We start from the raw sequence: 21970 nt of genomic DNA, 5'->3' as shown, positions 1-21970 counted from the left end.
AGCCAAGTCACCCCCCGCCTCGGTTCGGGTTGGCCGGTCACAGATGCGCACTTCCGGGGTACAGTGGTATTTGCACCCGTCGAGTATCGGCGGGTCGTTCCACGAATGCGGATGCCCGGTCGGTGGCCCGATCGGCTCCTAACACCCGACCGCCCTCCGCGCGGCGCGCATCTCATGCGTACGGCAGGAGGGACCCGCTCGCGGCGTGAGCGCTCGAGCGAGGGCAGTGGTCCCGCGCCGAACCGGCCGCCCAAAGCCGGTGTACCCCGGGCGCCGTGCGACCCCCTTCGCCGCCTCTCGCCGCGTCTCACAGAAGAGGCAAGCATCCTGACCACGTTCCGAGAACTCGGGATCCTCCCCGAGACAGCCGAGGCCCTCGAGGCCGTCGGCATCACGTCCCCGTTCCCCATCCAAGAGATGACGCTTCCGGTGGCCCTCTCCGGCTCCGACGTCATCGGTCAGGCCAAGACCGGCACCGGCAAGACGCTGGGCTTCGGCCTCCCGCTGCTGGAGCGCGTCGTCGTCCCCGCGGACATCGAGGCGGGCCGGGCCGAGCCCGACCAGCTGACCGACGCCCCGCAGGCGCTCGTGGTCGTCCCCACCCGCGAGCTGTGCCAGCAGGTCACCAACGACCTGCTGACCGCCGGTAAGGTCCGCGCCGTCCGCGTCGTGTCGATCTACGGCGGCCGCGCGTACGAACCGCAGGTCGAGGCCCTGAAGAAGGGCGTCGACGTGGTCGTCGGCACCCCCGGCCGGCTGCTCGACCTCGCGGGCCAGAAGAAGCTGCGGCTCTCGTCCGTCAGGGCACTGGTCCTCGACGAGGCCGACGAGATGCTCGACCTGGGCTTCCTGCCCGACGTCGAGAAGATCATCCAGCTGCTGCCCGCCAAGCGCCAGACCATGCTGTTCTCGGCGACCATGCCGGGCCAGGTCATCTCCCTGGCCCGGCGCTACATGTCGCAGCCCACGCACATCCGCGCCACCGCGCCGGACGACGAGGGCCAGACCGTCGCCAACACCACCCAGCACGTCTTCCGGGCCCACTCCCTGGACAAGCCGGAGGTCGTGGCGCGCGTGCTCCAGGCCGAGGGCCGCGGGCTCGCGATGATCTTCTGCCGTACGAAGCGGACCGCCGCCGACATCGCCGACCAGCTCTCCCGCCGCGGGTTCGCCTCCGGCGCGGTCCACGGCGACCTCGGCCAGGGCGCCCGCGAGCAGGCGCTGCGCGCCTTCCGCAACGGCAAGGTCGACGTCCTGGTCTGCACCGACGTCGCCGCGCGCGGTATCGACGTCGAGGGCGTCACCCATGTGATCAACTACCAGTCCCCCGAGGACGAGAAGACCTACCTGCACCGCATCGGCCGCACCGGCCGCGCGGGCGCCTCGGGTACGGCCATCACGCTGGTCGACTGGGACGACATCCCGCGCTGGCAGCTGATCAACAAGGCGCTGGACCTGCCGTTCAACGACCCGGAGGAGACGTACTCGACCTCCGCCCATCTGTTCGAGCTGCTGGGCATCCCGAAGGGCACCACCGGTGTCCTGCCGCGCGCCGAGCGCACCCGGGCCGGGCTGGCGGCCGAGGAGATCGAGGACCTCGGTGAGACCGGCGGCCGCGGCCGCCGCTCCTCCACCACGGAGGAGCGCCCCGCGCGCCGCACCCGCACCCCGCGGGTCCGCCGCCGCACCCGCGGTGGCCAGACGGTGGACGCCACGGCTCCCACGGAGACGGAGGGCACCGAGTCGGCGACCGAACCGCGCCGCCCGCGCCGCCGTCGCCGCACCCGTTCCGGTGCGGCGGTCGAGGCGGACACCGCGGCCGTGACCGCCGTCGACACGGCGGAGGCCCCGGCAGAGGCCCCGGCGGAGGAGACTCCCGCCAAGCCCCGCCGCCGTACCCGTACGAAGGCCGACGCCGCCGAGACTGCCGTCGCCACGGCTGAGGGCGCGACCGAGGCAGCCGAGGAGGCCCCGGCCAAGCCCCGCCGCCGCACCCGCACCAAGGCGGCCACCGCCGAAACGGCCGTAGCCACCGCCGAGGGCACGACCGAAACGGCCGAGGAAGCCCCCGCCAAGCCCCGCCGCCGCACCCGCACCAAGGCGACGGAGACGGCCGGGACCGAGGCGGCGGAAGCCGCCACGACCACGCCGCGGCGCCGTACCCGGGCCAAGGCCGCCACCGCCGAGACGGCGGTCGCGGAGGCCGAGGCCCCCGCCAAGCCGCGCCGTCGTACCCGTACGACGGCCAAGGCCGCGGAGCCGACCGCGACGCAGCCCGACGAGGCCGAGGCGAAGCCCGTACGCCGCCGTACCCGCACCAAGGCCGCGGCGGACACCACCCCCGAGGCCTGACGGCACCCAGCACCCCACGGGGCCTGATCCGCACCGCGGATCAGGCCCCGGGCGCGTCCAGGCCCGGTGCGTCGGCTCCTGGTGCACCGGACCACCGGCGCGCAGGCCCACCGGGCAGCCACCGTTGCGCGCCCTACGCCGGGTTCCCGCAGGGGCGTTCGTACGCCCCCGCCGAACCTGCGGGGCGGGCCCGCGCCCCCGAAGCACCGTCCCCGGCGCACCAGCCAGCCCATCGGGTACGCCAGCCCCAGGACGCCAGGCACCAGCACGCCAGCCCCCGAGGAGCCCGCCCGAGCGCACCAACCCCTCGGGTACGCCACTCTCATCACGCCAGGCCACCCGCACGCCCCGAGGCCCCCGGGCCGGCACGCCCGAGGTACATCGGCGGCCGCAGGCGCGGCCCCGCCCGCCCCGCGACAGGCCCGGGCGTGCGTGCACCCCCGCGCGGAGCGGGCCCGGCGGGGCCTCCAGGGCCCTGCCCCCGAAACCCCTGCGGAAGGCACAACGCAGTGTTCACGCCGCGTTCTCAGCGTCCTGTATAGCCTCGTCCTCATGAGCAGGCCGCCGTTTCTCACCCTTCCCTCGGGCGCCCGCGCCCTTCGGCTGTCGACCGCGCGCGGCGAGTTCGCCGTGCATGACGCGCGGCCCGGGCGCGCGGCGCGGGGGACCGTGCTGCTGGTGCCGGGGTTCACCGGGAGCAAGGAGGACTTCATCGCGCTGCTGGAGCCGCTGGCCGCCGCCGGGTTCCGGGCGGTCGCGGTCGACGGGCGGGGGCAGCACGAGAGCCGCGGGCCGCGCGACGAGGCCGCGTACGCGCAGGACGAGCTGGCGCGGGATCTGCTGGCCCAGGCCACGGCGCTGGCGGACGGCGCGGGGCCGGTGCACGTGCTGGGGCACTCGCTCGGCGGGCTGATCGCACGGGCCGCCGTGCTCCGCTCCCCCGCCGCCTTCGCCTCGCTCACGATCATGAGTTCCGGGCCAGCGGCCATCGCGCCTCCGCAGCAGACCCGCACCAAGCTGCTGATCGACGCGCTGGGCACGATGGACATGGGGTCCGTGTGGCAGGCGATGCGCGAACTCGATCCGCCCGAGGCTGCCGATGAGGTGACCCCGCCCGGCGTACGGGACTTTCTCCACACGCGCTGGATGGGCACCGTTCCGGAACAGCTGATGGCCACCGGGCGGCAGCTGAACGGCGAGCCGGACCGGGTCGGGGAGCTGGCCGCGACGGCGCTCCCCAAGCATGTGCTGTCGGGCGAGGTGGACTACGCCTGGCCGGTGCCGCTGATGGACGCGATGGCGGAACGGCTGTCCGCCCACCGGACCGTGATCGAGGGCGCGGAGCACTCCCCCAACGCGGAGCGGCCGCATCCCACGGCGGACGCGCTGATCACGTTCTGGGAGAGCATCGCCTAATACTGCGCCTGGAGGTGCTCCCAGAAGCCGTCCCGCAGCGCGCGCCGCAGGTCGGCGTGGGCGCGCAGGGACAGCCGCAGCATCCCCTCCGCGTCGATCAGCAGCTCCTGGTCGACCGAGCCGGGCAGATAGGGGTGGCCGGGCAGCAGGTCGGCGAGGTTTTCGCGGCCGCGTGCGGAGAGCCACTGGGCGGCGATCTGGGCGCCGATGAAGCGCACCTCGTCGCGGGAGGGCGCGGGCCCGCACAGCGGTGTGTCGCCGTTCGGCTCGTAACCGGTGGCCCGCCGGGTGACGTACGGCTTGCAGAAGTCGAGGTCGAAGGTGCGCTGGCTGTCGACCTCCCACAGCAGCGGCTCGGCCTGGTTGCGCCCGTCGAGGGCCTCGATGCCCCACAGGTGGACGCGCGCTCCGTAGCCCTGCGCGGCCTCGACGGCGGAGACCAGGTCCTCGTCGCCGCCGATGAGCACGGCGTCGCCGATGGCCCGGTGCCGGGCGAGGGATTCGAGGTCGGAGCGGATGAGTGAGTCGACGCCCTTCTGCTGGTTGTTGGCGTTGAGGTTGCCCAGCCGGACCTTGACGTCGGGCAGCTCGGCGATGCTCTGCTGCTCCGGGGTGTGGATGCGGCGCCGGGCCCCGTCGAACCAGTAGACCCGCAGCAGCCGGCTGTCCGGGAAGATCGTCCGGGCCTTGTCGATGAACGCCTCGATGATCCCCTCGGCGTCCAGTTCGAAGGCCCGGCGGTCCTCCGTTCCGGCGACGAGCCGCCCGGCGGCCGCGTAGACATATCCGGCGTCCACGAAGATCGCATGAGTGGAGGGCGTGGTCGCGACCTCGGCCAGCACACGCTGGAGCAGCTCATTGGTGCGCTCGATGCCGTCGACGATCGAGGCGAGGTCTGGTTGGCCCGGGGGCATCACGTCACTCATACGCGGTTCATTCTCCGGGCCCCTTCCGGAGGGGCACAACCGGACTCCGTCCGATCGGCGCCCGACCAGGGAATGCTTAGTCTGGCGAAAAATTTCATTAGCGTAGGGAATGTTTTCGAGGCATGCTTCGTTGAACAGGTTGTGGAACGCGCGGCAGCGACGCCGCGCGTCTCCCGTACCCACCAGTTCTCCAGCAGGAGGATCAGACGAAGGGAGAAGCCTTGCAGCGCTTCGAGATCATGCGTCTTGACGATGTCGACGGCAACGCCGTGGACAGCACCGTCGTGGACGCCGCCTCCGTCAACCGGATCGTGCAGCAGGCCGCCGCGATCGGCCAGCGCATCTACATCCGTCCAGCCGAAACCGCAGCCCGGTAGCAGCACCGACGCAGAAGCAGCAACAGCAGACACGGACGCAGACGGGTCACCGACGAGACGAGAGTGACCGCACCCGACGCATTACCGCAGCCGCCCCCGTACGCCGTCGTACGGGGGCGCTTCGCGTGGGGGTGGGTCCTTCTGGCGGATCTCCGTGGGAGAAGGAGCGGCGTCCGGTGCGTGCTCTCGGCGTGCCGCGCGGAAGCCCTCGTAGCGGAGCTACTTGGGGTTTCGTGCGGTGCGGTGAGAGTGCGTGCAGGGCGTCGCGACGCCGCGGAGATCCGTCAGGAGGGCCCTCGCGCCGCCCGGCGCACGATCTCGGCGTAGACCTCGGGGTCGGTGGTGTACTCGCCGAGCCGACAGGCCTTACGGCTGCCGTGGTAGTCGCTGGAGCCCGTGGTGAGCAGCCCATGCTCGGCGGCGATCGCGCGCAGCCGGGCCCTCGTCGGCTCGTCGTGGTCCATGTGGTCGACCTCGATGCCGTCGAGACCGGCCGCGGCCAGCTCCCCGATCGCGCTCTCCGGTACGCATTCGCCGCGCTTGACGGCCAGCGGATGCGCGAAGACGGCGACCCCGCCCGCGCCCTTGATCAGCCGGACCGCCTCGAAGGGGTCCAGCTCGTGCTTCTCCACGTACGCCCGGCCGCCGTTCGCCAGCCACTCCGAGGAGAACGCGTCCGAGACGCTCTCCACGACGCCCGCCTCGACCATCGCGGTCGCAACGTGCGGCCGTCCGACGGCCCCGTCCCCGGCGATCTCCGCCACCCGCTCCCAGGTCACGGGCACGCCCAGTTCGCGCAGCTTCGCGACCATCCCCTTGGCCCGGGGCACCCGGTCGTCGCGCACCAGCTCGCGCTCGCGCGCCAGCTCGGGTTCGGCCGGATCGAAGAGGTACGCCAGCATGTGCAGGCTCACCCCGCCCAGGCGGCAGGACAGCTCGGCGCCGGTGACCAGCGTCAGCCCCTCCGGCAGCGCCCCGGCCGCCTCCTCGTAACCGCCGACCGTGTCGTGATCGGTGAGCGCGACGACGTCCAGACCGGCCGCGGCGGCATTGCGCACCAGCTCGGCGGGGGTGTCCGTACCGTCCGACGCGGTGGAGTGGGTGTGCAGGTCGATGCGCACGAACGCGGGCTCCCAGCGGTAACAGGGTGAACAAGCAGCCTGCTTCAGGGTAGCCGCAGTCCCGGGCATGCCCCGCGTCAGGGGGTGATCATCGCGGTGCTCGTCACGTACGTCAGGACAGCAGCCGCGGCGACAAGGCACCGCACGGCACCAGGTCCACCTCGGCGCCCGCGTCCCGCAGATCGGTGAGCACCATCTCGTCGTACATCAGCAGCCCGGTCTGCTCGGGCCAGACCACCGCCCACAGCCACAGCCCGCACGCCTCGCCCGCGAAGACCGCGCGGTCGTCCGGGGTGCCCTCGACGTGCCACAGCGGGGTGGGCCGCCCGGCGGCCAGCACCTTGACGTGCGGCGGCTTGTCCACCCGCATCCCGGGTCCGGGGTCGGGGCCGGGGATGCCCGCGTACCGCGCGCCGAGCCCCACGCCCAGCTCCTCCGCGATCAGCAGCAGTTCCCCCGGGCCGCCCAGCGGGCCGGGGCCCGAGCAGGCCACGACGGTGGCGCGGCCGCCGCTGCGGTCGTCACCGGCGCACGCGACCCCGGTGAACAGCCAGCCGACGGGCAGCGGCCACGGCATCCATACGGGCACCCGGGCGCGGTTGGTGACCACCACGAGTGCTTCCACGCTCGGCGGGACGACCGGCTGAACGGGGTGCACCGTGCCGTGCACACCGCACTGCCAGGAGTCGGCGAAGAGACCGGGCGCACGCACCCGGCCACCGCACTTCGGGCAACTGGGTTCGCCCCTCATAGGGCCCCACGGTCCTCCCCGCCCGTCCCCACGTCAAGGACGATCACCCGTGTGGAGGGAACGGGCGTCCGACGGGCACACGACGGGCACACGACTCGTTTCCGGCGGGCTTCACACGAGCGGCACACCGGACCTGGCCGGGTCGCGGAGGTCCGTGCCGTGCCGCAGCCAGCGGTCCTGGAGCGCGCCGGCACCGTGGACCCGCTTCCACGCCGCCTCGTTGCCGGTCATCGGCAGCAGCGGCAGGAAGCGCACCGGCTCCATCGGCTCGATCAGCTCCAAGTCCTGGACCAGGCCGCCCGGTTCACCGACGAGTACGGAGGTGAAGGGCGCCCCGGGCCACAGCGGGCCGCCCAGGTCCAGGGACGCGCCCGGGGCCACCACCACGCCCTCGACCTGCGGCGAGGCGGCCAGTACGGCGAGCGGGCGCAGCACCTCGTCCAGGACGGCGGAGGCGGGGCCGGGGGCGCCGCTGCGCATTGTGAGGACCAGCTCGGCGCGCGGGCCGCGGAGCTGGTCGGCGACGGCGGCGGTGGGGTCGGTCATCGGATGGTCCGACATGCCGAGGGTGACGTACCGCACGACGTTCCCGTCCGCGCGGAAACGCAGCACCTCGATGCGGTCCGTACCGACGAACGTGACGGCGGCGCGGGCGTCCGGCTCGCCCAGCGCCGTGATCAACCGGGCCTCGACCAGCTGCGTGACGTCTGACATGCGGTGAGCATAGATCGCGTATCGAACGGGCAAAGCGGCGGCTTAACGGTTCTGCCGACTGATAGCCTGGCTGCCTGCCCAGGGAAATACGTCGTCCCCCAAGGGGGACCGGCCGGAGGAGGTGGGGCTGCGGTGGATCCGAGTCGACCGTGCAGTACCGACAGTTCTCCCGTCGTTTCCCCTTGGTATGCGGCTTCATGATCTGAAACCTTCCGTACCCCACCGCCTCGCGGTGAAACACGTGAAGTCTTCTCGCATCAAGGGCATGTGACGGCAGAGCGCCTTCGTATCGCATCTGTTCTTTGTTCTCCGCGAACTTCCGTCAGCGCCATCGCACGGAGCGCCGCCCGCTTTGCGGACGTACGCCTCAAGGGAGTGCCGTACGTCCACCTTCCGGGCGCCGCGCTGCGCCGCGCGCCCGCCGCTGACGGCCGGCCCGTGAAGGAGCCCGTCATGTCGATGATCCGTGACCTGCGTGCAGCCGTCCGCCCCGCCCTGCGCCTGACCCACAAGGCCAGCAACTACGACACCACCCGCGACCCGTCCGTCACCAGCGCGATCGTCGACTGCGCCGTCTACCGCGACGGGAAGCGGGTCAGCGACCACGTCAGCCCGGCGCAGGCGATGGAGCGGGTGCGCGCCGAGGGCGGCTTCGCGTGGATCGGTCTGCACGAGCCGAACGAGCGCGAGTTCGCGGGCATCGCGCAGGAGTTCGGACTGCACCCACTGGCCGTCGAGGACGCGGTGCAGGCGCACCAGCGGCCGAAGCTGGAGCGGTACGACGACAGCCTCTTCACCGTCTTCAAGACCATCCACTACGTGGAGCACGCCGAACTCACCGCGACCAGCGAGGTCGTGGAGACCGGCGAGGTGATGTGCTTCACCGGCCACAACTTCATCGTGACCGTGCGGCACGGCGGCCAAGGCTCGCTGCGCGCCCTGCGGCACCGGCTCCAGGAGGACCCGGAGCTGCTGGTCAAGGGCCCCTCGGCGGTGCTGCACGCCATCGCCGACCAGGTCGTGGACGGGTACCTGGCGGTCGCCGACGCCGTCCAGGACGACATCGACGAGGTCGAGATCGAGGTCTTCTCGCAGGCCACCTCCCGGCGCGGCGGCGACGCGGGCCGGATCTACCAGCTCAAGCGGGAGGTGCTGGAGTTCAAGCGGGCCGTCTCGCCGCTGCTGCGGCCGATGCAGCTGCTGAGCGAGCGTCCGATGCGGCTGGTGGACCCCGACATCCAGAAGTACTTCCGGGACGTCGCGGACCACCTGGCCCGGGTCAACGAGCAGGTGCTGGGCTTCGACGACCTGCTGAACTCGATCCTCCAGGCGAACCTGGCGCAGGCGACGGTCGCCCAGAACGAGGACATGCGCAAGATCACATCCTGGGCGGCGATCTGCGCCGTTCCGACGATGATCGCCGGGATCTACGGCATGAACTTCGACTACATGCCGGAGCTGCACTGGAGGTTCGGCTACCCGATGGTGCTCGCCGTCACGGTGGGGATCTGCGTCACGATCCACCGCGGGTTCAAGCGGAACGGCTGGCTCTAGGGGGTGTCTCGCCGATCATGCCGGGCTCCCGACGTCTGGCACGGCACCTCGCGGCCCCGCACTCGTCGCTCCCCCAGCTACCGCTGGGCGGTGCCCCCTCGCGCCTCCCCCAGCTACCGCTGGGAGGTGCCCCCTGACGCCGCTCGCTGATCCGGCCTGATCGACAGGACACCCCTTAGTCGGCCGTGCGCGGGTCGTCCCGCGGCTGCTTGCGGTCCGCCAGGACCACCAGGGCGAGCCCGCCGAGGATCACCACGAGCGCCGGGTAGGCGGCGACCGGCGGCTGCTGGCCCAGCCACACCGCCGCGATCAGCGCCGCGCCCGGCGTCTCCAGCAGGATCGCGGTCGACGTCACGGACGGGCCCAGGCCCTTGACCACCCGGTTGATCAGCGTGTGCCCGAGCAGCTGCGCGGTGACCATCAGCAGCACCAGCTTCAGCCAGGTGTCCCCGCCGTAGCCGTGCAGCCGCGCGCCCGCGGCCAGGCAGGTCAGCAGCAGGCACACGCTGGTCGTGGAGTAGCAGACGTAGGTGTACGCGGTCGTGCTCGCCACCCGGCGCACCTCCGCCCCCAGCAGCACGTACCCGGCCGCGGCCACGCCGCCCACCAGGGCGAGCGCGTCGCCCGCGAGGGCCTGCGGGGAGGCGGACAGGTCGACCCCGGTGAGGATCACCACACCGAGGAACGCGAGCACCGTGCCGAGGGTCGCCGCCGGGGGCGGGCGGTGGCCGCGCAGCCGCAGCAGCAGCGCGGTCCAGATCGGGGTCGTGGTCACCAGCGCGGTCGAGGAGGCCACGGACGTCATGTGCAGGCTCGGCAGCCAGGTCCCGAAGTGCACGGCGAGCAGCGCCCCCGAGGCGGCCGAGAGCGCCACCGCCCGGCGCCCCATCCGGCGCAGCTCGCCCCGGTGCCGCCACAGCGCGAGCGGGGTGAGGGCGCCGACCGCCAGGGCGTTGCGCCAGAACGCGACGGCGAGGGCCGGGGCCGCGGTCGCGGCGGCCAGCGGGGCGGAGAGCGACACCCCGGCGACGGCGACGGCCAGCAGGGCCGCGTCCAGGGACGGGTGCGGTGCGGTGGTGGCGGCGGTGGGTGTGCGGGAGGGGCGGGTGGAGCGCGTCGTGGGCACACCGCTCAGCGTAAGGTGCGTGTGCCGCGTATGGAACTGTCATCCCGCTGGATGGGATGCGCGGAGGGCACCGGCCGCGCTGTCCTAGGCTGTTCGCATGACGCAGACGCCGACGCCGCTGGACGCCATGGACCCCATCGACCGCGCCCTGGTCGAGGAGGCGTCCAAGAAGTCCGCCCTGGTCTGGGTTCAGGGCTCCGAGGGCGCCGCCCGCGCCCTGTGGCACATCTGGCACGAGGGCGCCGTCTGCCTCGTCGGGGACGGCCCCGACGAGCAGCCGCTGACGGGGCTCGGGCTGGTGGACGGCGGCACCGCGACGGTGACCGTGCGCAGCAAGGACAAGGGCGGGCGGCTGGTCGGCTGGCCCGCGCGGGTGGTCGAACTCACCCCGGGCGGCGAGGCGTGGACCGCGGCCGTCGGCGAACTGAAGGGCAAGCGGCTGAACGCGGTGGACGCGGACGCGATCGAGGACCGGTGGGCGCGGGAGTGCCGGGTGCTGCGGTTGGAGCCGGTGGCTGACGCGGCGCTGGTGTCGGCGGGGACGGGGTCGCTGGCCGCGGCGCCCCTGCCGTCGCCCGCCGTGACGCGGCGGCCGATTCCGGCGGGGTTGCCGAAGCTGTTGGCGCGGGGGAAGCGGGGGCGGAAGGCGGGCTGACTTTCCCCACCCCGCCCCTTCCCGCAGTACCGGTATGCGGCTCCGCCGCGTGGCGGGGCAAGCCCCCGGCCCCCCGATGCGGGGCTCCGCCCCTGGACCCCGCTCCTCAAACGCCGGAGGGGCTGGGGGTTACGCCCGGAGGGGCTGGGTGCCCGGAGGGCTGGGGGTTACGCCCGGAGGGCTGGGGGTTACGCCCGGAGGGCTGGGGGTTGCGGTGAGGCTGGGGTGCCTGCGGGGCTGGAACTACGTCCCCGTGGGGATCTGCCGGCCGTAGTCGACCACGTGGTCCTCGTCCGGCGCGGACAGCTTGAAGTCCTTGTTCCAGTCCTCCAGCCGGATCACCCCCGCGCCCCCCGCGCGCTGGAGCCGCAGCGGGTACGGGCGGCCCTTCAGGGAGACGTCGAGGGAGCCGCCGTCGCCCTCCTTGCCGCCCAGGATGCGGATCGTGCGGATGCCGCCGACCTCGCCCCGCTCGCCCGCGGTGATGGTGCCGTGCAGGCCGAGCAGCCCGTCCAGCATGACGCTCTTGTCCGTGAAGCCGCTGAGCCGCTTGTAGGAGGGGTCCCCGGACGGCACCTTCACGTACTTGTCGTCGAGCTTGTCCGCGGCGGCCGCGTCGCCGCTGTGGCCGCCGCTGGCGCCCTGGTGGGCCCAGAAGCCCGCGTCCGCCTTGAGGTACAGCTCCTCGCCCACCCGCAGCAGTTCGTAGCGGGAGCCCTTGGTGGAGACGACGCCGGTGCCGCCGTCGCCCTTCAGCTTCATGTCGAGCTTGTAGGTGCGGCCCTTGGAGACGAGGCTGCCGGACAGATGGACCGCGTCCGCGCTCCCCGCCGCCGTCCGGGCCTTGCTCTCGATCTTCTTGGCGGGGAACTTGCCCACGCCGTTCGTTCCCGCGTCGGGGTCCGCCTTCTCCCCTTCGCCGCCGCACGCGGTGAGCGCGGCCAGTCCCGCGCACATCACCGCGACGAGAGCCGTGTTCCGGATGCGCACGTCCGCTCTGCCTCCTGATGCCGGTCCGGTGCAGTACGGCAGCGTACCGGTGCCGTACGGAAGTGTGCGCAGGGTCCCGGGGGCCGTTCGTCCGGCGGCGGGGCAGAACGGGGCAGGCTAGCCTGAACCCGGTGAATACGCACCGATGCGTAGCGGGCCACCACGCAGCGGGAAGGAGGCGCATGACATGCCGGCAGGCGCCTCACGGATCTATGTCTCGCATCTGGCCGGTGTCGCCGTCTTCGACCCGAACGGCGACCAGGTCGGGCGGGTCCGCGATCTGGTGGCGATGCTGCGGCTGGCGGGGCGGCCGCCGCGGGTGCTCGGGCTGGTCGTCGAAGTGGTCACCCGCCGCCGCATCTTCCTGCCCATGACGCGGGTGACCGGCGTGGAGTCGGGCCAGGTCATCACCACTGGCGTGGTCAACATGCGGCGCTTCGAGCAGCGCCCCACCGAGACGCTGGTCCTCGGCGAACTGCTGGACCGCACGGTGCGGGTGGTGGAGACCGGCGAGCAGGTCACGGTCCTGGACGTGGGGATGGCCCAGCTGCCCGCGCGCCGCGAGTGGGAAATCGACAAGGTCTTCGTGCGCCGCGGCAAGAGCGGTGCGCTGCGCCGCCGCGGCGAGACGCTGACCGTGGACTGGTCGGCCGTCACCGGATTTTCGCTGGAGGAGCACGGGCAGGGCGCGGAGAACCTGCTGGCCACCTTCGAGCAGCTGCGCCCCGCCGACCTCGCCAACGTCCTGCACCACCTCTCCGCCAAGCGGCGCGGCGAGGTCGCGGCGGCACTGGACGACGAACGGCTCGCGGACGTCCTGGAGGAGCTGCCCGACGACGACCAGGTGGAGATCCTCGGCAAGCTCGAGGAGGAGCGCGCGGCCGACGTCCTGGAGGCCATGGACCCGGACGACGCGGCCGACCTGCTGTCCGAGCTGCCCGAACGGGACAAGGAGCGGCTGCTGACCCTGATGCGGCCCCGGGACGCGGCCGACATGCGGCGGCTGATGTCGTACGAGGAGGGCTCGGCGGGCGGGCTGATGACGACCGAGCCGATCGTGCTGCGGCCGGACGCCACGGTCGCGGACGCCCTCGCGCGGGTGCGCAACCAGGACCTCACCCCGGCGCTCGCCGCCCAGGTGTATGTGTGCCGCCCGCCCGACGAGACGCCCACCGGGCGCTATCTGGGCACCATCCACTTCCAACGGCTGCTGCGCGACCCGCCGTTCACCCTCGTCGGCGCGGCCGTGGACACCGATCTGCGGCCGCTGCGCCCGGACACCCCCCTGCCCGTGGTCGCCGGGCACCTGGCGACGTACAACCTGCTGGCGGCGCCGGTCGTGGACGAGGGCGGGGCGCTGCTGGGCGCGGTGACCGTGGACGACGTCCTGGACCATCTGCTGCCCCCCGACTGGCGGGAGCGCGAGCTGTACGGCGGCGTGAACGTGCCGGAGGTGGGCGGTGGACGGTGACGGCGGCCGCCTCGACCGGCCCAGGGAGCCCCGCCGCAGTCCGCTGCCGCGCTGGGACCCGGAGGCGTTCGGCAGGGCGTCGGAGCTGATCGCCCGCTTCCTGGGCACCGGCCGCTTCATCGCCTGGATGACGGTCTTCGTCGTCGCCTGGCTGGCCTGGAACACCCTGGCCCCGGGCCCGCTGCGGTTCGACCCGTTCCCGTTCATCTTCCTGACGCTGATGCTGTCGCTCCAGGCGTCGTACTCGGCGCCGCTGATCCTGCTCGCCCAGTACCGGCAGGCCGACCGCGACCGCGTCAACTACGAGCAGGACCGGGCGCGGGACGAGCGGTCCATCGCCGACACCGAGTTCCTGACCCGGGAGATCGCGTCACTGCGCGCCGGGCTCGGCGAGGTCGCGACGCGGGACTGGATCCGCTCCGAGTTCGAGGCACTGGTCCGGGAACTGGACGAGGGGCGGGCCGAGCCGTCGCGCGCTCCCTCGCGTGAGGAACGCGACCGCTGACGGGCTTACCGACGCGTACCCCCGGCGCCGTACCATCTCTTTATGGCTACCGACACTGTCCCGGCACCGAGCGAAGACGCGGTGCGCGCCGCGCTCGCCACGGTCAACGACCCGGAGATCCACAAGCCGATCACCGACCTCGGCATGGTCAAATCCGTCGCGATCGCGTCGGACGGCACCGTCGCGGTGGAGGTCTACCTCACGGTCGCCGGCTGTCCGATGCGGGAAACGATCACCAGCCGGGTGCGGGACGCGGTCGGCCAGGTCGGCGGGGTGACGGGCGTCACGGTCGAGCTGGACGTGATGAGCGACGAGCAGCGGCGCGAGCTGGCGACCTCGCTGCGCGGCGGCCAGGCCGAGCGCGAGGTGCCCTTCGCCAAGCCCGGCTCGCTGACCCGGGTGTACGCGGTCGCGTCCGGCAAGGGCGGCGTCGGCAAGTCCTCGGTGACGGTCAACCTGGCCGCCGCGATGGCCGACGACGGGCTCAAGGTCGGCGTCGTGGACGCCGACATCTACGGCCACTCGGTGCCGCGCATGCTGGGCGCCGACGGGAAGCCGACCCAGGTCGAGGACATGATCATGCCGCCGTCGGCGAACGGCGTGAAGGTGATCTCGATCGGGATGTTCACCCCGGGCAACGCCCCGGTGGTGTGGCGCGGGCCGATGCTGCACCGCGCCCTCCAGCAGTTCCTGGCCGACGTCTACTGGGGCGACCTCGACGTCCTGCTGCTGGACCTGCCGCCGGGCACCGGTGACATCGCGATCTCCGTCGCCCAGCTGGTGCCGGGCGCCGAGATCCTGGTGGTGACGACGCCGCAGCAGGCCGCCGCCGAGGTGGCCGAGCGGGCGGGCTCGATCGCCGTCCAGACCCATCAGAAGATCGTCGGCGTGGTGGAGAACATGTCCGGGCTGCCCTGCCCGCACTGCGACGAGATGGTCGACGTCTTCGGCACCGGCGGCGGGCAGACCGTCGCCGAGGGCCTGTCCCGGACCACCGGGACGACGGTGCCCGTGCTGGGCGCCATCCCGATCGACGTCCGGCTGCGGGAGGGCGGCGACGACGGCAAGCCGGTCGTACTGTCCGACCCCGACTCCCCCGCGGGCAGCGCGCTGCGCGCGATCGCGGGCAAGATCGGCGGGCGGCAGCGGGGCCTGGCGGGCATGTCGCTGGGCGTCACGCCGCGCAACAAGTTCTGAGCGGTCGTACGGGCGCGGGGGCGGCCTCATGGGCTCATCCATGAGGCCGCCCCCGCGCAGCCGTACCGCTATGCGTCGTAGCCGGTGATGTCCTTGATCACCGAGAAGCCCAGGCCGTAGGCGCTCATCCCGCGCCCGTACGCCCCGATGTGCACGCTCTCGCCCGCCGACCCGGCCAGCACCCAGCCGTACTCCGACTCGCGGTAGTGGAAGTCGGTCGGCACGCCGTCCACCGGCAGCGACAGCGCGGACCACTCCTCGCCGTCCAGGGCGTCCGCCAGCTCCCAGGCGATCGCGGTCTGCTGGTCCAGCCAGTCCTGGCGCAGTCCCCGCTCCATACGGGTCGGCCAGGTACATGACAGCAGGCCCGAGCCGGCCAGCCAGGCGGCCGAGGAGACCGAGGTGGCCTCCAGCTTGCCGGTGCCGTCCGCGCTGTCGCGCACGGGGCGGCCGCCGACGGTCACCACGACCGTGAAGCGCTGCTGGTCCATATCGGTCTCGACGCGGAGCGACGGCTCCTCGCCGTGCCCGGTCGAGCCGTATTCCACCCGGCCGTCGGCGGCCGTACCCACCTGCATGAGCCAGCGCGGCCCGGTGAACGCCTCGTCAAGGCCGTACCAGGGGAAGGCGGCCATCAGATAGCCGTCGACGCTCCGCCGAGCCTCGGCGGGCTTCCCCTGCGCCGTACCGTCCACCCCATGCACCCCTAGCCGACTCGTCGTGCCCATGTGCGCGGAGCCTCCTCGTTGCCCTTCGTCGTGGGCGGCCCGCCCCCCTTCGGGCGACCTCACCCCGGACAAAGGGAGGATAGCCATACGGGTCAACCAGCCCGGGCATACGGGGGGATCAAGTGGCGTCGGAGTCGAAAGGCGGACGGTCCTCGCGAGGCTGGTCATCACGCTTGCGCAGCAGGTCAGGGGTGCCGGAATCGCCCTTGGACAGGGACGGCGGAGTGGCGCCGGAGCCCCCTGAAGAGCCGTGTGCGACGTCACTCTCCCGGCCGTTCACGGAGTCGGCGACCTCGGCCATCTCCTTGCGGAGGTCGAACCCGTTCTGGATCTCCTTCAGGCCCAGCTCATCGGAGTCGAGCACATGCTTGCGCACGAAGGTCTTGGGGTTCAGGTCCTCGAATTCGAAGTCCTTGAACTCGGGCCCCAACTCGGAGCGGATGTCCTCCTTGGCGCTGTCGGAGAACTCCCGGATTTTGCGGATGAACTGCGACACGTCCCGGATGACCTTCGGAAGCTTGTCCGGGCCGAAGATGAGCACCGCAAGGACAACGAGCGCGATGAGCTCGAGAGGTCCTATGTCCAACACCTTGCAGCTCCTAGAAGACGTCCGAAACCCTGCGTGGGCCACTCAATACCGTACCTGTCGGCGGGGGCGCCGCGGGAGACGCCCGGGCCAACATCGGGCGCCAGGGAGCCGTCTCCGGCCGCCCTGGCGCCCCGGCCGTCATCCAGTCTCGGCCCTCAGCCGTCGCCTCCAGGGGGCCTTGTCGATCAGGCTGGATCAGCGAGCGGCGTCAGGGGGCACCTCCCAGCGGTAGCTGGGGGAGGCGCTGCGCGCGACGAGCGCGGCGCCGCGAGGTGCCGCCCGCCGCGGCAGCGGCTGATGTCACAGCGGCGTCGGGAGCCCGGCATGATCGGCGAGACACCCCCTAGCCGTCGCTGCTCGCCGAGCCCAGCGTCAGCTCCACGGTGCGCTCGTCGCCGTCCCGTTTGAGGGTCAGCCGGAGCCGGTCGCCGGGGCGGTGACTGCGGATCTTGACGATCAGCTCCTGGCCGCTGTGCACCCGGACGCCGTCCACCTCGGTGATCACGTCACCGGCCTCGATCCCCGCCTTGTCGCCCGGCCCGTCCGGGGTCACCGGCGGCCCGGCGGCGCCCTTGCCGTTCACCCGGGCGCCGTCGCCCGTGTACTCCATGTTGAGCGTGACGCCGATCACGGGGTGGGTGGCCTTGCCGGTGTTGATCAGCTCCTCGGCGACCCGCTTGCCCTGGTTGATCGGGATCGCGAAGCCCAGGCCGATGGAGCCGCCCTGACCGCCCAGCTCGGCGCCGTCGTCGGCGGCCCGGATGGCGCTGTTGATCCCGATGACCCGTGCCTTGCCGTCGACCAGCGGGCCGCCGGAGTTGCCCGGGTTGATCGGGGCGTCGGTCTGGAGCGCGTCGACATACGAGATGTCGCTGCCGTCCTCCTTCTCGCCGCCCGCGGTGATCGGGCGCTCCTTGGCGCTGATGATCCCGGAGGTGACCGTGCCCGCCAGGTCGAACGGGGCGCCGATCGCCACCACCGGGTCGCCGACCTGGACCGATTCGGAGTTGCCCAGCGGCAGCGGGCTCAGCCCGGAGACGCCATCGACCCGGATGACCGCCAGGTCGTACCCGGCGTCCCGGCCGACCAGCTTGGCGCGGGCGGTCTGGCCGCCGTTGAACGTCACCGATATGTCGCCCTCGGAGCCCGCGGGCGCCACGACATGGTTGTTGGTGAGGATGTGGCCCTGCTTGTCGAGGACGAACCCGGTGCCGGTGCCCTCCTCGGAACTGCCGCTGACATGGATGGTCACCACGCCCGGCAGCGCGCTGGAGGCGATGCCCGCGACGCTGCCCGGAGGGCGGGTGCCCTTCTCCAGCGGGGCCTGCGGAAGCTTCACGTCGACGCCGCCCGAGGCCCGGTCGCGCTCGACGTACGCGCCGATGCCGCCGCCCAGGCACCCCGCGATCAGCGCGATCAGCAGGACGGCGACGAACGCGCGGCGGCGGGAGACTACCTTGCGCTCGGCGGGCGGCGGGGCCGCGGTCCAGGGGTCGTAGGCCTGCCACTGGGCGGGGACCGGGGCGCCCTCGGCGGGAGGCGGCATCTCGGAGTGCGGAGCGGGTGGCGGCGGCGCGCCAACGCCGCCGGGCGGCAGCTGGGTGCCGTGCGCCGGGGTCATCATCCCGGGCTGAGCGGCCCCGGGCTGCGGCATCCCGGGCTGCGGAGCGGGCTGCGGTACGGCGCCCGGGGGCAGCTGCGTGCCGTGCGCCGGGGTCGCGCCCGGGTGCTGTACGGGCGGGGCCGGGGCCCAGGGGCCGGGGCCGCCGTAGGGCGGGGTGCTGTACGGATCGGGATCGTGGAGCGGGCGCCCGGCGCCCGCACGGGCCCCGTCCACCGCCTCGCGTCTGTCGTCGGCACCGCCCGGCCGCTCGGGCTCCGGCCCGGACGGCACCGCCCGCTCGGCCGCCGACTCCGCTGCCGTCTCCGCCGGGGGCTCCGCGCCGGTCTCCGCCGCGTCGTCCGACTGCCGGTCGCCGGGCCCTGCGACCGGACGGCTCCACCACTTCGGCTTGGGCCCGGGGGCCTTCCGCTCGTCCATGATCTCCCCAAGTTCCCGCAAGCGGGCGCCCATCGCGCCGCCCGGGTCATACGTCACCGCGACTCTTCGGCTCACCCGCGGCCACCGTCGGGGGTGCCCCCGACAGGGCAGGGCTGCCCGAAAGCGATTCAATCAGTCCGCCCGGGCCCGCGTGCGCGGAACGAGGGGAACGACCGGACGTGTGAGCGATATTGCGCAGAATCCCACGATCCCCGGAATCCACGTGATCCCCAGGGGGTGTCTTGTCGGTCAGGCCGGATCAGCGAGCGGCGTCAGGGGGCACCTCCCAGCGGTAGCTGGGGGAGGCGCTGCGCGCGACGAGCGCGGGGCCGCGAGGTGCCGCCCGCCGCGGCAGCGGCTGATGTCGCAGCGGCGTCGCGAGCCCGGCATGATCGGCGAGACACTCCCTAGTGCCGCGTCACCGAGTAGGCCCACTACGAGGCCGATCCGGCGCCTTGCATCTGACCGCACCAGGACGCCTCGCTACCGGGCAAACCTTGACTGACGCGGCACTAGGGCGGGGGTGTGCTGAAGCCCAGGTAGGGGGTGCTCGACGCGGGCTGGGTCGGGCCCTCCAGCTGGGTCGGCGCGGGCGCCGCCGGGGTGGAGGTCGGGGCCCGCAGCAGGTCCGTGACCGACAGGACCGGCTGTATCAGCGGGTTCACCGCGGCACCGGAAGGGCTCAGCACCGGACGGCTCGGGGTCGCGCTGGGGGACAGGAGCCCGGCCGGGCGCGTCTCGGTGGTGGCCAGCAGGCCCACGTCGCGGCCGGTCCGCTCGCGGGTGCCCGTGCCGACGGCGTCGGCGTCGACCGGGGTGACCGCGGTGTCCGAGCCATCCGCGCGGGGGCCGGGGTCGACCGCCGCCTCCAACGGCAGGGCCGCGCCGAGCGCGAAGGCGGCCAGGGACACCGCGCCCGCGGCCGCGAAGGCGAAGCGGCGGCGCGGCGCGGGGCGCTCAACCTCATGGATCCGGAAGCCGCGCTCCCGGTGTGCCGACACCGCGGCGACCGGGTCCACCGGTGCCACCGCGGGCAGATAGGCGAACGTCTGCTCCCGTCTGCGCTCCGACGGCCGCACCTCCGGTGCGTCGCTCCGTACGTCCCGCGCGCCGCCGCGCAGGCCGATGACGCCCGGGTCCGCGAAGGGGGAACCGCTTCCCGGGCCGTCGTCGCCGCCGATGGCCGGGAGGCCCTGGAGACGGGCGAGGAAACCTTCGGACGGCCCCGGGGGCGCCGTCTCGGCGAACACGCTCTTCAGCCGCCGCTGCGCGTCGGCCTCCGCCTTGCACTTACAGCACGTCGCCAGGTGTGCGAGGACGCGCTCACGCGCGTCATGCCCGAGTTCACCGTCGACCAGAGCCGCAAGGCGGTCGCCGAGATGCTGCTCGGCGGGGGACGGACCGCCTGATCGGGTCACGCGATCCCGACCTCCCCACTCAGCCGCGGTCCGGAGACCCGCGGCGCCACCGGGGCGACCTCGCGCTGCTGCTCGGCACGCGCGCCCGCCGGAGCACGGTGCTGGAGCGCCTTGCGCAGATGGGAGCGGCCCCGGTGGATCCGGCTGCGCACGGTGCCCAGCTTGACACCGAGCGTCGCGGCGATCTCCTCGTACGACAGCCCCTCGATGTCACAGAGCACGACGGCCGCGCGGAACTCCGGCGCGAGGGTGTCGAGCGCCTGCTGCACATCGGCGTCGAAGTGGGTGTCGTTGAAGTGCTGCTGGGGGGAGGGCTCGCGGCTGGGGAGCCGCTCGGCCGCGTCCTCGGCGAGGGCGTCGAAGCGGATGCGCTGACGACGGCGGACCATGTCGAGGAAGAGATTGGTGGTGATGCGGTGCAGCCAGCCCTCGAAGGTGCCCGGGGTGTACGTCGACAGCGAGCGGAAGACGCGGACGAACACCTCCTGGGTGAGGTCCTCGGCGTCGTGCTGGTTACCGGTGAGCCGGTAGGCGAGGCGGTAGACCCGTGCGCTGTGCGTGCTGACGATCTCCTCCCAGGTGGGAGGCGTCCACGCCGGGGAATCCCCCTCCGCACCGAACGACGCGGTAGTGGCAAAGGTCGCGGTGGTGGAGTCGGCGGAACGGGAACGGTCAGCGGTGTCGGTCACGGATTTCGGCTCGCCCGCTGACCTGCGAAAGCGCCTCAGCACTCTCCGGTCACCGGCCGTAGCCGCACCTCCCCTGTCGGCTCTGGTGGTGTCCAGTAGAGCCCCTACCATATCCACCTCGCCCGTTAGCTCCGGATAAGTATTTTTGACCTGCATTTGGCCGTGATCCATACGGTCCCCCCTTCTCCCCTCAACGCTTGGTCCCATCTGCGGGTTCCCGTGCGCAGCGGATACAGTCACCGTTGCGCCAACTACGGGGACAGGAGAGGGTCATTACCGGCAACCGGCAGACGAGCTGGGCGTTCGCCGACGCGTTCGTCGCCGAGGACGAAGCCCTTCACTGGGCCCGTGACCGGGCCCGGGAGGCAGGGCTGCGCTCGGTGTCCGCGGGCACCGGCGCTGCGCTGCGCCTGCTCGCCGCCGCCGCGGACGCCAAGGCCGTCGCCGAGATCGGCACCGGGACCGGCGTCTCCGGCATCCATCTGCTGCACGGGATGCGCCCCGACGGCGTGCTGACCACCGTAGACACCGAACCCGAGATGCAGCAGTTCGCCCGGCAGGCCTTCCGGGCCGCCGGCTTCGCCGGCAACCGGGCGCGCTTCATCCCCGGCCGCGCCCTGGACGTCCTCCCCCGGCTCGCCGACGGCGGTTACGACCTGGTGTTCTGCGACGGTGACCGGCTGGAGTGCCTGGACTACCTGGAGGAAGCCCTGCGGCTGCTGCGGCCGGGCGGTCTGGTCTGCTTCGAGGGGGTCTTCGCCAACGGGCGGACCGTGGACTCCGCCGCCCAGCCCGCCGAGGTGCTGCGGCTGCGCGAGCTGCTGCGCACCGTACGCGAGTCCACCGTGCTCCAGTCCTCGCTGCTCCCGGTCGGGGACGGCCTGCTGTGCGCGGTCAACCGCGGCGGCTGAGACCGAACCGGAACCCTACGGCGGCGGCCCGAGGCCCCGCACGTGTCCCGCACACAGCGCCGCCCCGGCGTCCGGTTACCTCTGACCGGACGCCGGGGCGGGGCTCGGGTGATGGGGGCCGGTGGCTCAGCCGACAACCTTCTTCAGTGCATCGCCGAGCGCGTCGGCCTCGTCGGGTGTCAGCTCGACGACGAGCCGACCGCCGCCTTCGAGCGGAACGCGCATGACGATGCCCCGCCCCTCCTTGGTCACCTCGAGCGGGCCGTCGCCCGTCCGCGGCTTCATGGCCGCCATGCTCGTTCCCCTTCCTGAAACCAGCTCATCGCAGCCGACAACCCAGGCGTCACCGGCATCGAACACGTTGCTTCTCATTCATTATCCCGCATGCCATGACCCGATGACCAACATCGGTCGGCAACCCCCGTGCACGGCGCTCCCC

The 21970-nt window shown here is 72.7% G+C and carries 21 protein-coding genes; 9 read left to right on the top strand and 12 right to left on the bottom strand.

Annotated features, from left to right (window positions below; all coding sequences use genetic code 11):
* Window positions 1-417 precede the first annotated feature (417 nt).
* Together LCH29_RS17015 and LCH29_RS17010 are read left to right on the top strand one after the other, a co-directional pair.
* Window positions 418-2352: a DEAD/DEAH box helicase gene (locus LCH29_RS17015; RefSeq protein ID WP_446462575.1), complete on the top strand. Its 1935-nt coding sequence runs from the start codon at window positions 418-420 to the stop codon at window positions 2350-2352.
* Window positions 2353-2904: 552 nt separating this feature from the next.
* Window positions 2905-3768, top strand: a complete 864-nt coding sequence (locus LCH29_RS17010; RefSeq protein ID WP_446462574.1) for an alpha/beta fold hydrolase — start codon at window positions 2905-2907, stop codon at window positions 3766-3768.
* Here the strand turns inward: LCH29_RS17010 and LCH29_RS17005 are convergent.
* Complete coding sequence (locus LCH29_RS17005; protein WP_446462573.1) at window positions 3765-4694, bottom strand: NYN domain-containing protein; 930 nt, start codon at window positions 4692-4694, stop codon at window positions 3765-3767. The two genes, LCH29_RS17010 and LCH29_RS17005, sit on opposite strands and share 4 nt — an antisense overlap.
* A gap of 221 nt (window positions 4695-4915) precedes the next feature.
* Here LCH29_RS17005 and LCH29_RS17000 point away from each other — a divergent pair, with 221 nt between their 5' ends.
* A complete protein-coding gene (locus LCH29_RS17000) occupies window positions 4916-5071 on the top strand; it encodes a hypothetical protein (protein ID WP_009715242.1) in 156 nt (51 codons plus the stop codon).
* Window positions 5072-5355: 284 nt separating this feature from the next.
* On the opposite strand, the gene LCH29_RS16995 is transcribed toward LCH29_RS17000, so the two are convergent.
* The 3 genes from LCH29_RS16995 to LCH29_RS16985 form a co-directional block, all read right to left on the bottom strand.
* Entirely contained in the window at window positions 5356-6192 is an 837-nt protein-coding gene (locus LCH29_RS16995) for a PHP domain-containing protein (RefSeq protein ID WP_446462572.1), read from the bottom strand.
* A 112-nt stretch (window positions 6193-6304) separates the two neighbouring features.
* On the bottom strand, window positions 6305-6943 hold the full coding sequence (locus LCH29_RS16990; RefSeq protein ID WP_123106551.1) for a DUF6758 family protein: 639 nt from the start codon (window positions 6941-6943) through the stop codon (window positions 6305-6307).
* Between the two features lie 111 nt (window positions 6944-7054).
* Window positions 7055-7657 carry a suppressor of fused domain protein gene (locus LCH29_RS16985; protein ID WP_446462571.1) on the bottom strand — a complete coding sequence of 201 codons (603 nt, stop codon included), beginning with the start codon at window positions 7655-7657 and terminating at the stop codon, window positions 7055-7057.
* A 453-nt stretch (window positions 7658-8110) separates the two neighbouring features.
* Here LCH29_RS16985 and LCH29_RS16980 point away from each other — a divergent pair, with 453 nt between their 5' ends.
* Window positions 8111-9211: a magnesium and cobalt transport protein CorA gene (locus tag LCH29_RS16980; protein ID WP_446462570.1), complete on the top strand. Its 1101-nt coding sequence runs from the start codon at window positions 8111-8113 to the stop codon at window positions 9209-9211.
* 175 nt (window positions 9212-9386) lie between these two features.
* Here the strand turns inward: LCH29_RS16980 and LCH29_RS16975 are convergent, their stop codons facing one another.
* Entirely contained in the window at window positions 9387-10337 is a 951-nt protein-coding gene (locus LCH29_RS16975; protein ID WP_446462569.1) for a DMT family transporter, read from the bottom strand.
* Between the two features lie 97 nt (window positions 10338-10434).
* Here LCH29_RS16975 and LCH29_RS16970 point away from each other — a divergent pair, with 97 nt between their 5' ends.
* On the top strand, window positions 10435-10992 hold the full coding sequence (locus LCH29_RS16970; RefSeq protein ID WP_446462568.1) for a hypothetical protein: 558 nt from the start codon (window positions 10435-10437) through the stop codon (window positions 10990-10992).
* Between the two features lie 243 nt (window positions 10993-11235).
* Here LCH29_RS16970 and LCH29_RS16965 read toward each other — a convergent pair whose 3' ends face one another.
* Window positions 11236-11982: a hypothetical protein gene (locus LCH29_RS16965; RefSeq protein WP_446462567.1), complete on the bottom strand. Its 747-nt coding sequence runs from the start codon at window positions 11980-11982 to the stop codon at window positions 11236-11238.
* 187 nt (window positions 11983-12169) lie between these two features.
* On the opposite strand from LCH29_RS16965, the gene LCH29_RS16960 reads away from it, so the two are divergent.
* Genes LCH29_RS16960 through LCH29_RS16950 form a run of 3 tightly spaced genes read left to right on the top strand, consistent with a single transcriptional unit; the run spans window position 12170 to window position 15155 of the window.
* A complete protein-coding gene (locus tag LCH29_RS16960; RefSeq protein WP_446462566.1) occupies window positions 12170-13453 on the top strand; it encodes a magnesium transporter MgtE N-terminal domain-containing protein in 1284 nt (427 codons plus the stop codon).
* Window positions 13443-13958: a DUF1003 domain-containing protein gene (locus tag LCH29_RS16955; protein WP_446462565.1), complete on the top strand. Its 516-nt coding sequence runs from the start codon at window positions 13443-13445 to the stop codon at window positions 13956-13958. The genes LCH29_RS16960 and LCH29_RS16955 overlap by 11 nt, the downstream gene beginning before the upstream one ends.
* A gap of 42 nt (window positions 13959-14000) precedes the next feature.
* Window positions 14001-15155: an Mrp/NBP35 family ATP-binding protein gene (locus LCH29_RS16950; RefSeq protein WP_446462564.1), complete on the top strand. Its 1155-nt coding sequence runs from the start codon at window positions 14001-14003 to the stop codon at window positions 15153-15155.
* Between the two features lie 68 nt (window positions 15156-15223).
* On the opposite strand, the gene LCH29_RS16945 is transcribed toward LCH29_RS16950, so the two are convergent.
* From LCH29_RS16945 to sigE, 5 genes are all read right to left on the bottom strand, one after another.
* Window positions 15224-15883 carry a hypothetical protein gene (locus LCH29_RS16945; RefSeq protein WP_446462563.1) on the bottom strand — a complete coding sequence of 220 codons (660 nt, stop codon included), beginning with the start codon at window positions 15881-15883 and terminating at the stop codon, window positions 15224-15226.
* A gap of 118 nt (window positions 15884-16001) precedes the next feature.
* On the bottom strand, window positions 16002-16472 hold the full coding sequence (locus tag LCH29_RS16940; protein WP_179936620.1) for a sec-independent translocase: 471 nt from the start codon (window positions 16470-16472) through the stop codon (window positions 16002-16004).
* A gap of 343 nt (window positions 16473-16815) precedes the next feature.
* Window positions 16816-18513, bottom strand: a complete 1698-nt coding sequence (locus tag LCH29_RS16935) for a trypsin-like peptidase domain-containing protein (RefSeq protein ID WP_446462739.1) — start codon at window positions 18511-18513, stop codon at window positions 16816-16818.
* A gap of 512 nt (window positions 18514-19025) precedes the next feature.
* A complete protein-coding gene (locus tag LCH29_RS16930) occupies window positions 19026-19931 on the bottom strand; it encodes an anti-sigma factor family protein (protein ID WP_446462562.1) in 906 nt (301 codons plus the stop codon).
* The gene (gene sigE / locus LCH29_RS16925; protein WP_446462561.1) at window positions 19928-20731 is read right to left on the bottom strand and encodes an RNA polymerase sigma factor SigE; all 804 of its coding nucleotides are present in this window, start codon (window positions 20729-20731) and stop codon (window positions 19928-19930) included. Before sigE ends, LCH29_RS16930 begins: the two co-directional genes overlap by 4 nt.
* Window positions 20732-20862: 131 nt before the next feature.
* On the opposite strand from sigE, the gene LCH29_RS16920 reads away from it, so the two are divergent.
* Window positions 20863-21531: an O-methyltransferase gene (locus LCH29_RS16920; RefSeq protein WP_055548063.1), complete on the top strand. Its 669-nt coding sequence runs from the start codon at window positions 20863-20865 to the stop codon at window positions 21529-21531.
* Between the two features lie 126 nt (window positions 21532-21657).
* Here LCH29_RS16920 and LCH29_RS16915 read toward each other — a convergent pair whose 3' ends face one another.
* Complete coding sequence (locus LCH29_RS16915; protein ID WP_003966491.1) at window positions 21658-21825, bottom strand: DUF3117 domain-containing protein; 168 nt, start codon at window positions 21823-21825, stop codon at window positions 21658-21660.
* Window positions 21826-21970 lie beyond the last annotated feature (145 nt).

The sequence above is a fragment of the Streptomyces sp. BRA346 genome (genome assembly GCF_052851135.1).
This window is presented reverse-complemented; position numbering and strand designations above follow the sequence as displayed.

Bases quoted from the DNA above. Each gene is read 5' to 3' on its own strand.
- LCH29_RS16970 (WP_446462568.1), top strand. From the start codon at position 10,435: ATGACGCAGACGCCGACGCCGCTGGACGCCATGGACCCCATCGACCGC.
- LCH29_RS17015 (WP_446462575.1), top strand. From the start codon at position 418: ATGACGCTTCCGGTGGCCCTCTCCGGCTCCGACGTCATCGGTCAGGCC.
- LCH29_RS16985 (WP_446462571.1), bottom strand. From the start codon at position 7,657: ATGTCAGACGTCACGCAGCTGGTCGAGGCCCGGTTGATCACGGCGCTG.
- LCH29_RS16960 (WP_446462566.1), top strand. From the start codon at position 12,170: ATGCCGGCAGGCGCCTCACGGATCTATGTCTCGCATCTGGCCGGTGTC.
- LCH29_RS16935 (WP_446462739.1), bottom strand. From the start codon at position 18,513: ATGGACGAGCGGAAGGCCCCCGGGCCCAAGCCGAAGTGGTGGAGCCGT.
- sigE (WP_446462561.1), bottom strand. From the start codon at position 20,731: ATGGTAGGGGCTCTACTGGACACCACCAGAGCCGACAGGGGAGGTGCG.
- LCH29_RS16950 (WP_446462564.1), top strand. From the start codon at position 14,001: ATGGCTACCGACACTGTCCCGGCACCGAGCGAAGACGCGGTGCGCGCC.
- LCH29_RS17005 (WP_446462573.1), bottom strand. From the start codon at position 4,694: ATGAGTGACGTGATGCCCCCGGGCCAACCAGACCTCGCCTCGATCGTC.
- LCH29_RS17010 (WP_446462574.1), top strand. From the start codon at position 2,905: ATGAGCAGGCCGCCGTTTCTCACCCTTCCCTCGGGCGCCCGCGCCCTT.
- LCH29_RS16990 (WP_123106551.1), bottom strand. From the start codon at position 6,943: ATGAGGGGCGAACCCAGTTGCCCGAAGTGCGGTGGCCGGGTGCGTGCG.
- LCH29_RS16915 (WP_003966491.1), bottom strand. From the start codon at position 21,825: ATGGCGGCCATGAAGCCGCGGACGGGCGACGGCCCGCTCGAGGTGACC.
- LCH29_RS16945 (WP_446462563.1), bottom strand. From the start codon at position 15,883: ATGGGCACGACGAGTCGGCTAGGGGTGCATGGGGTGGACGGTACGGCG.
- LCH29_RS16980 (WP_446462570.1), top strand. From the start codon at position 8,111: ATGTCGATGATCCGTGACCTGCGTGCAGCCGTCCGCCCCGCCCTGCGC.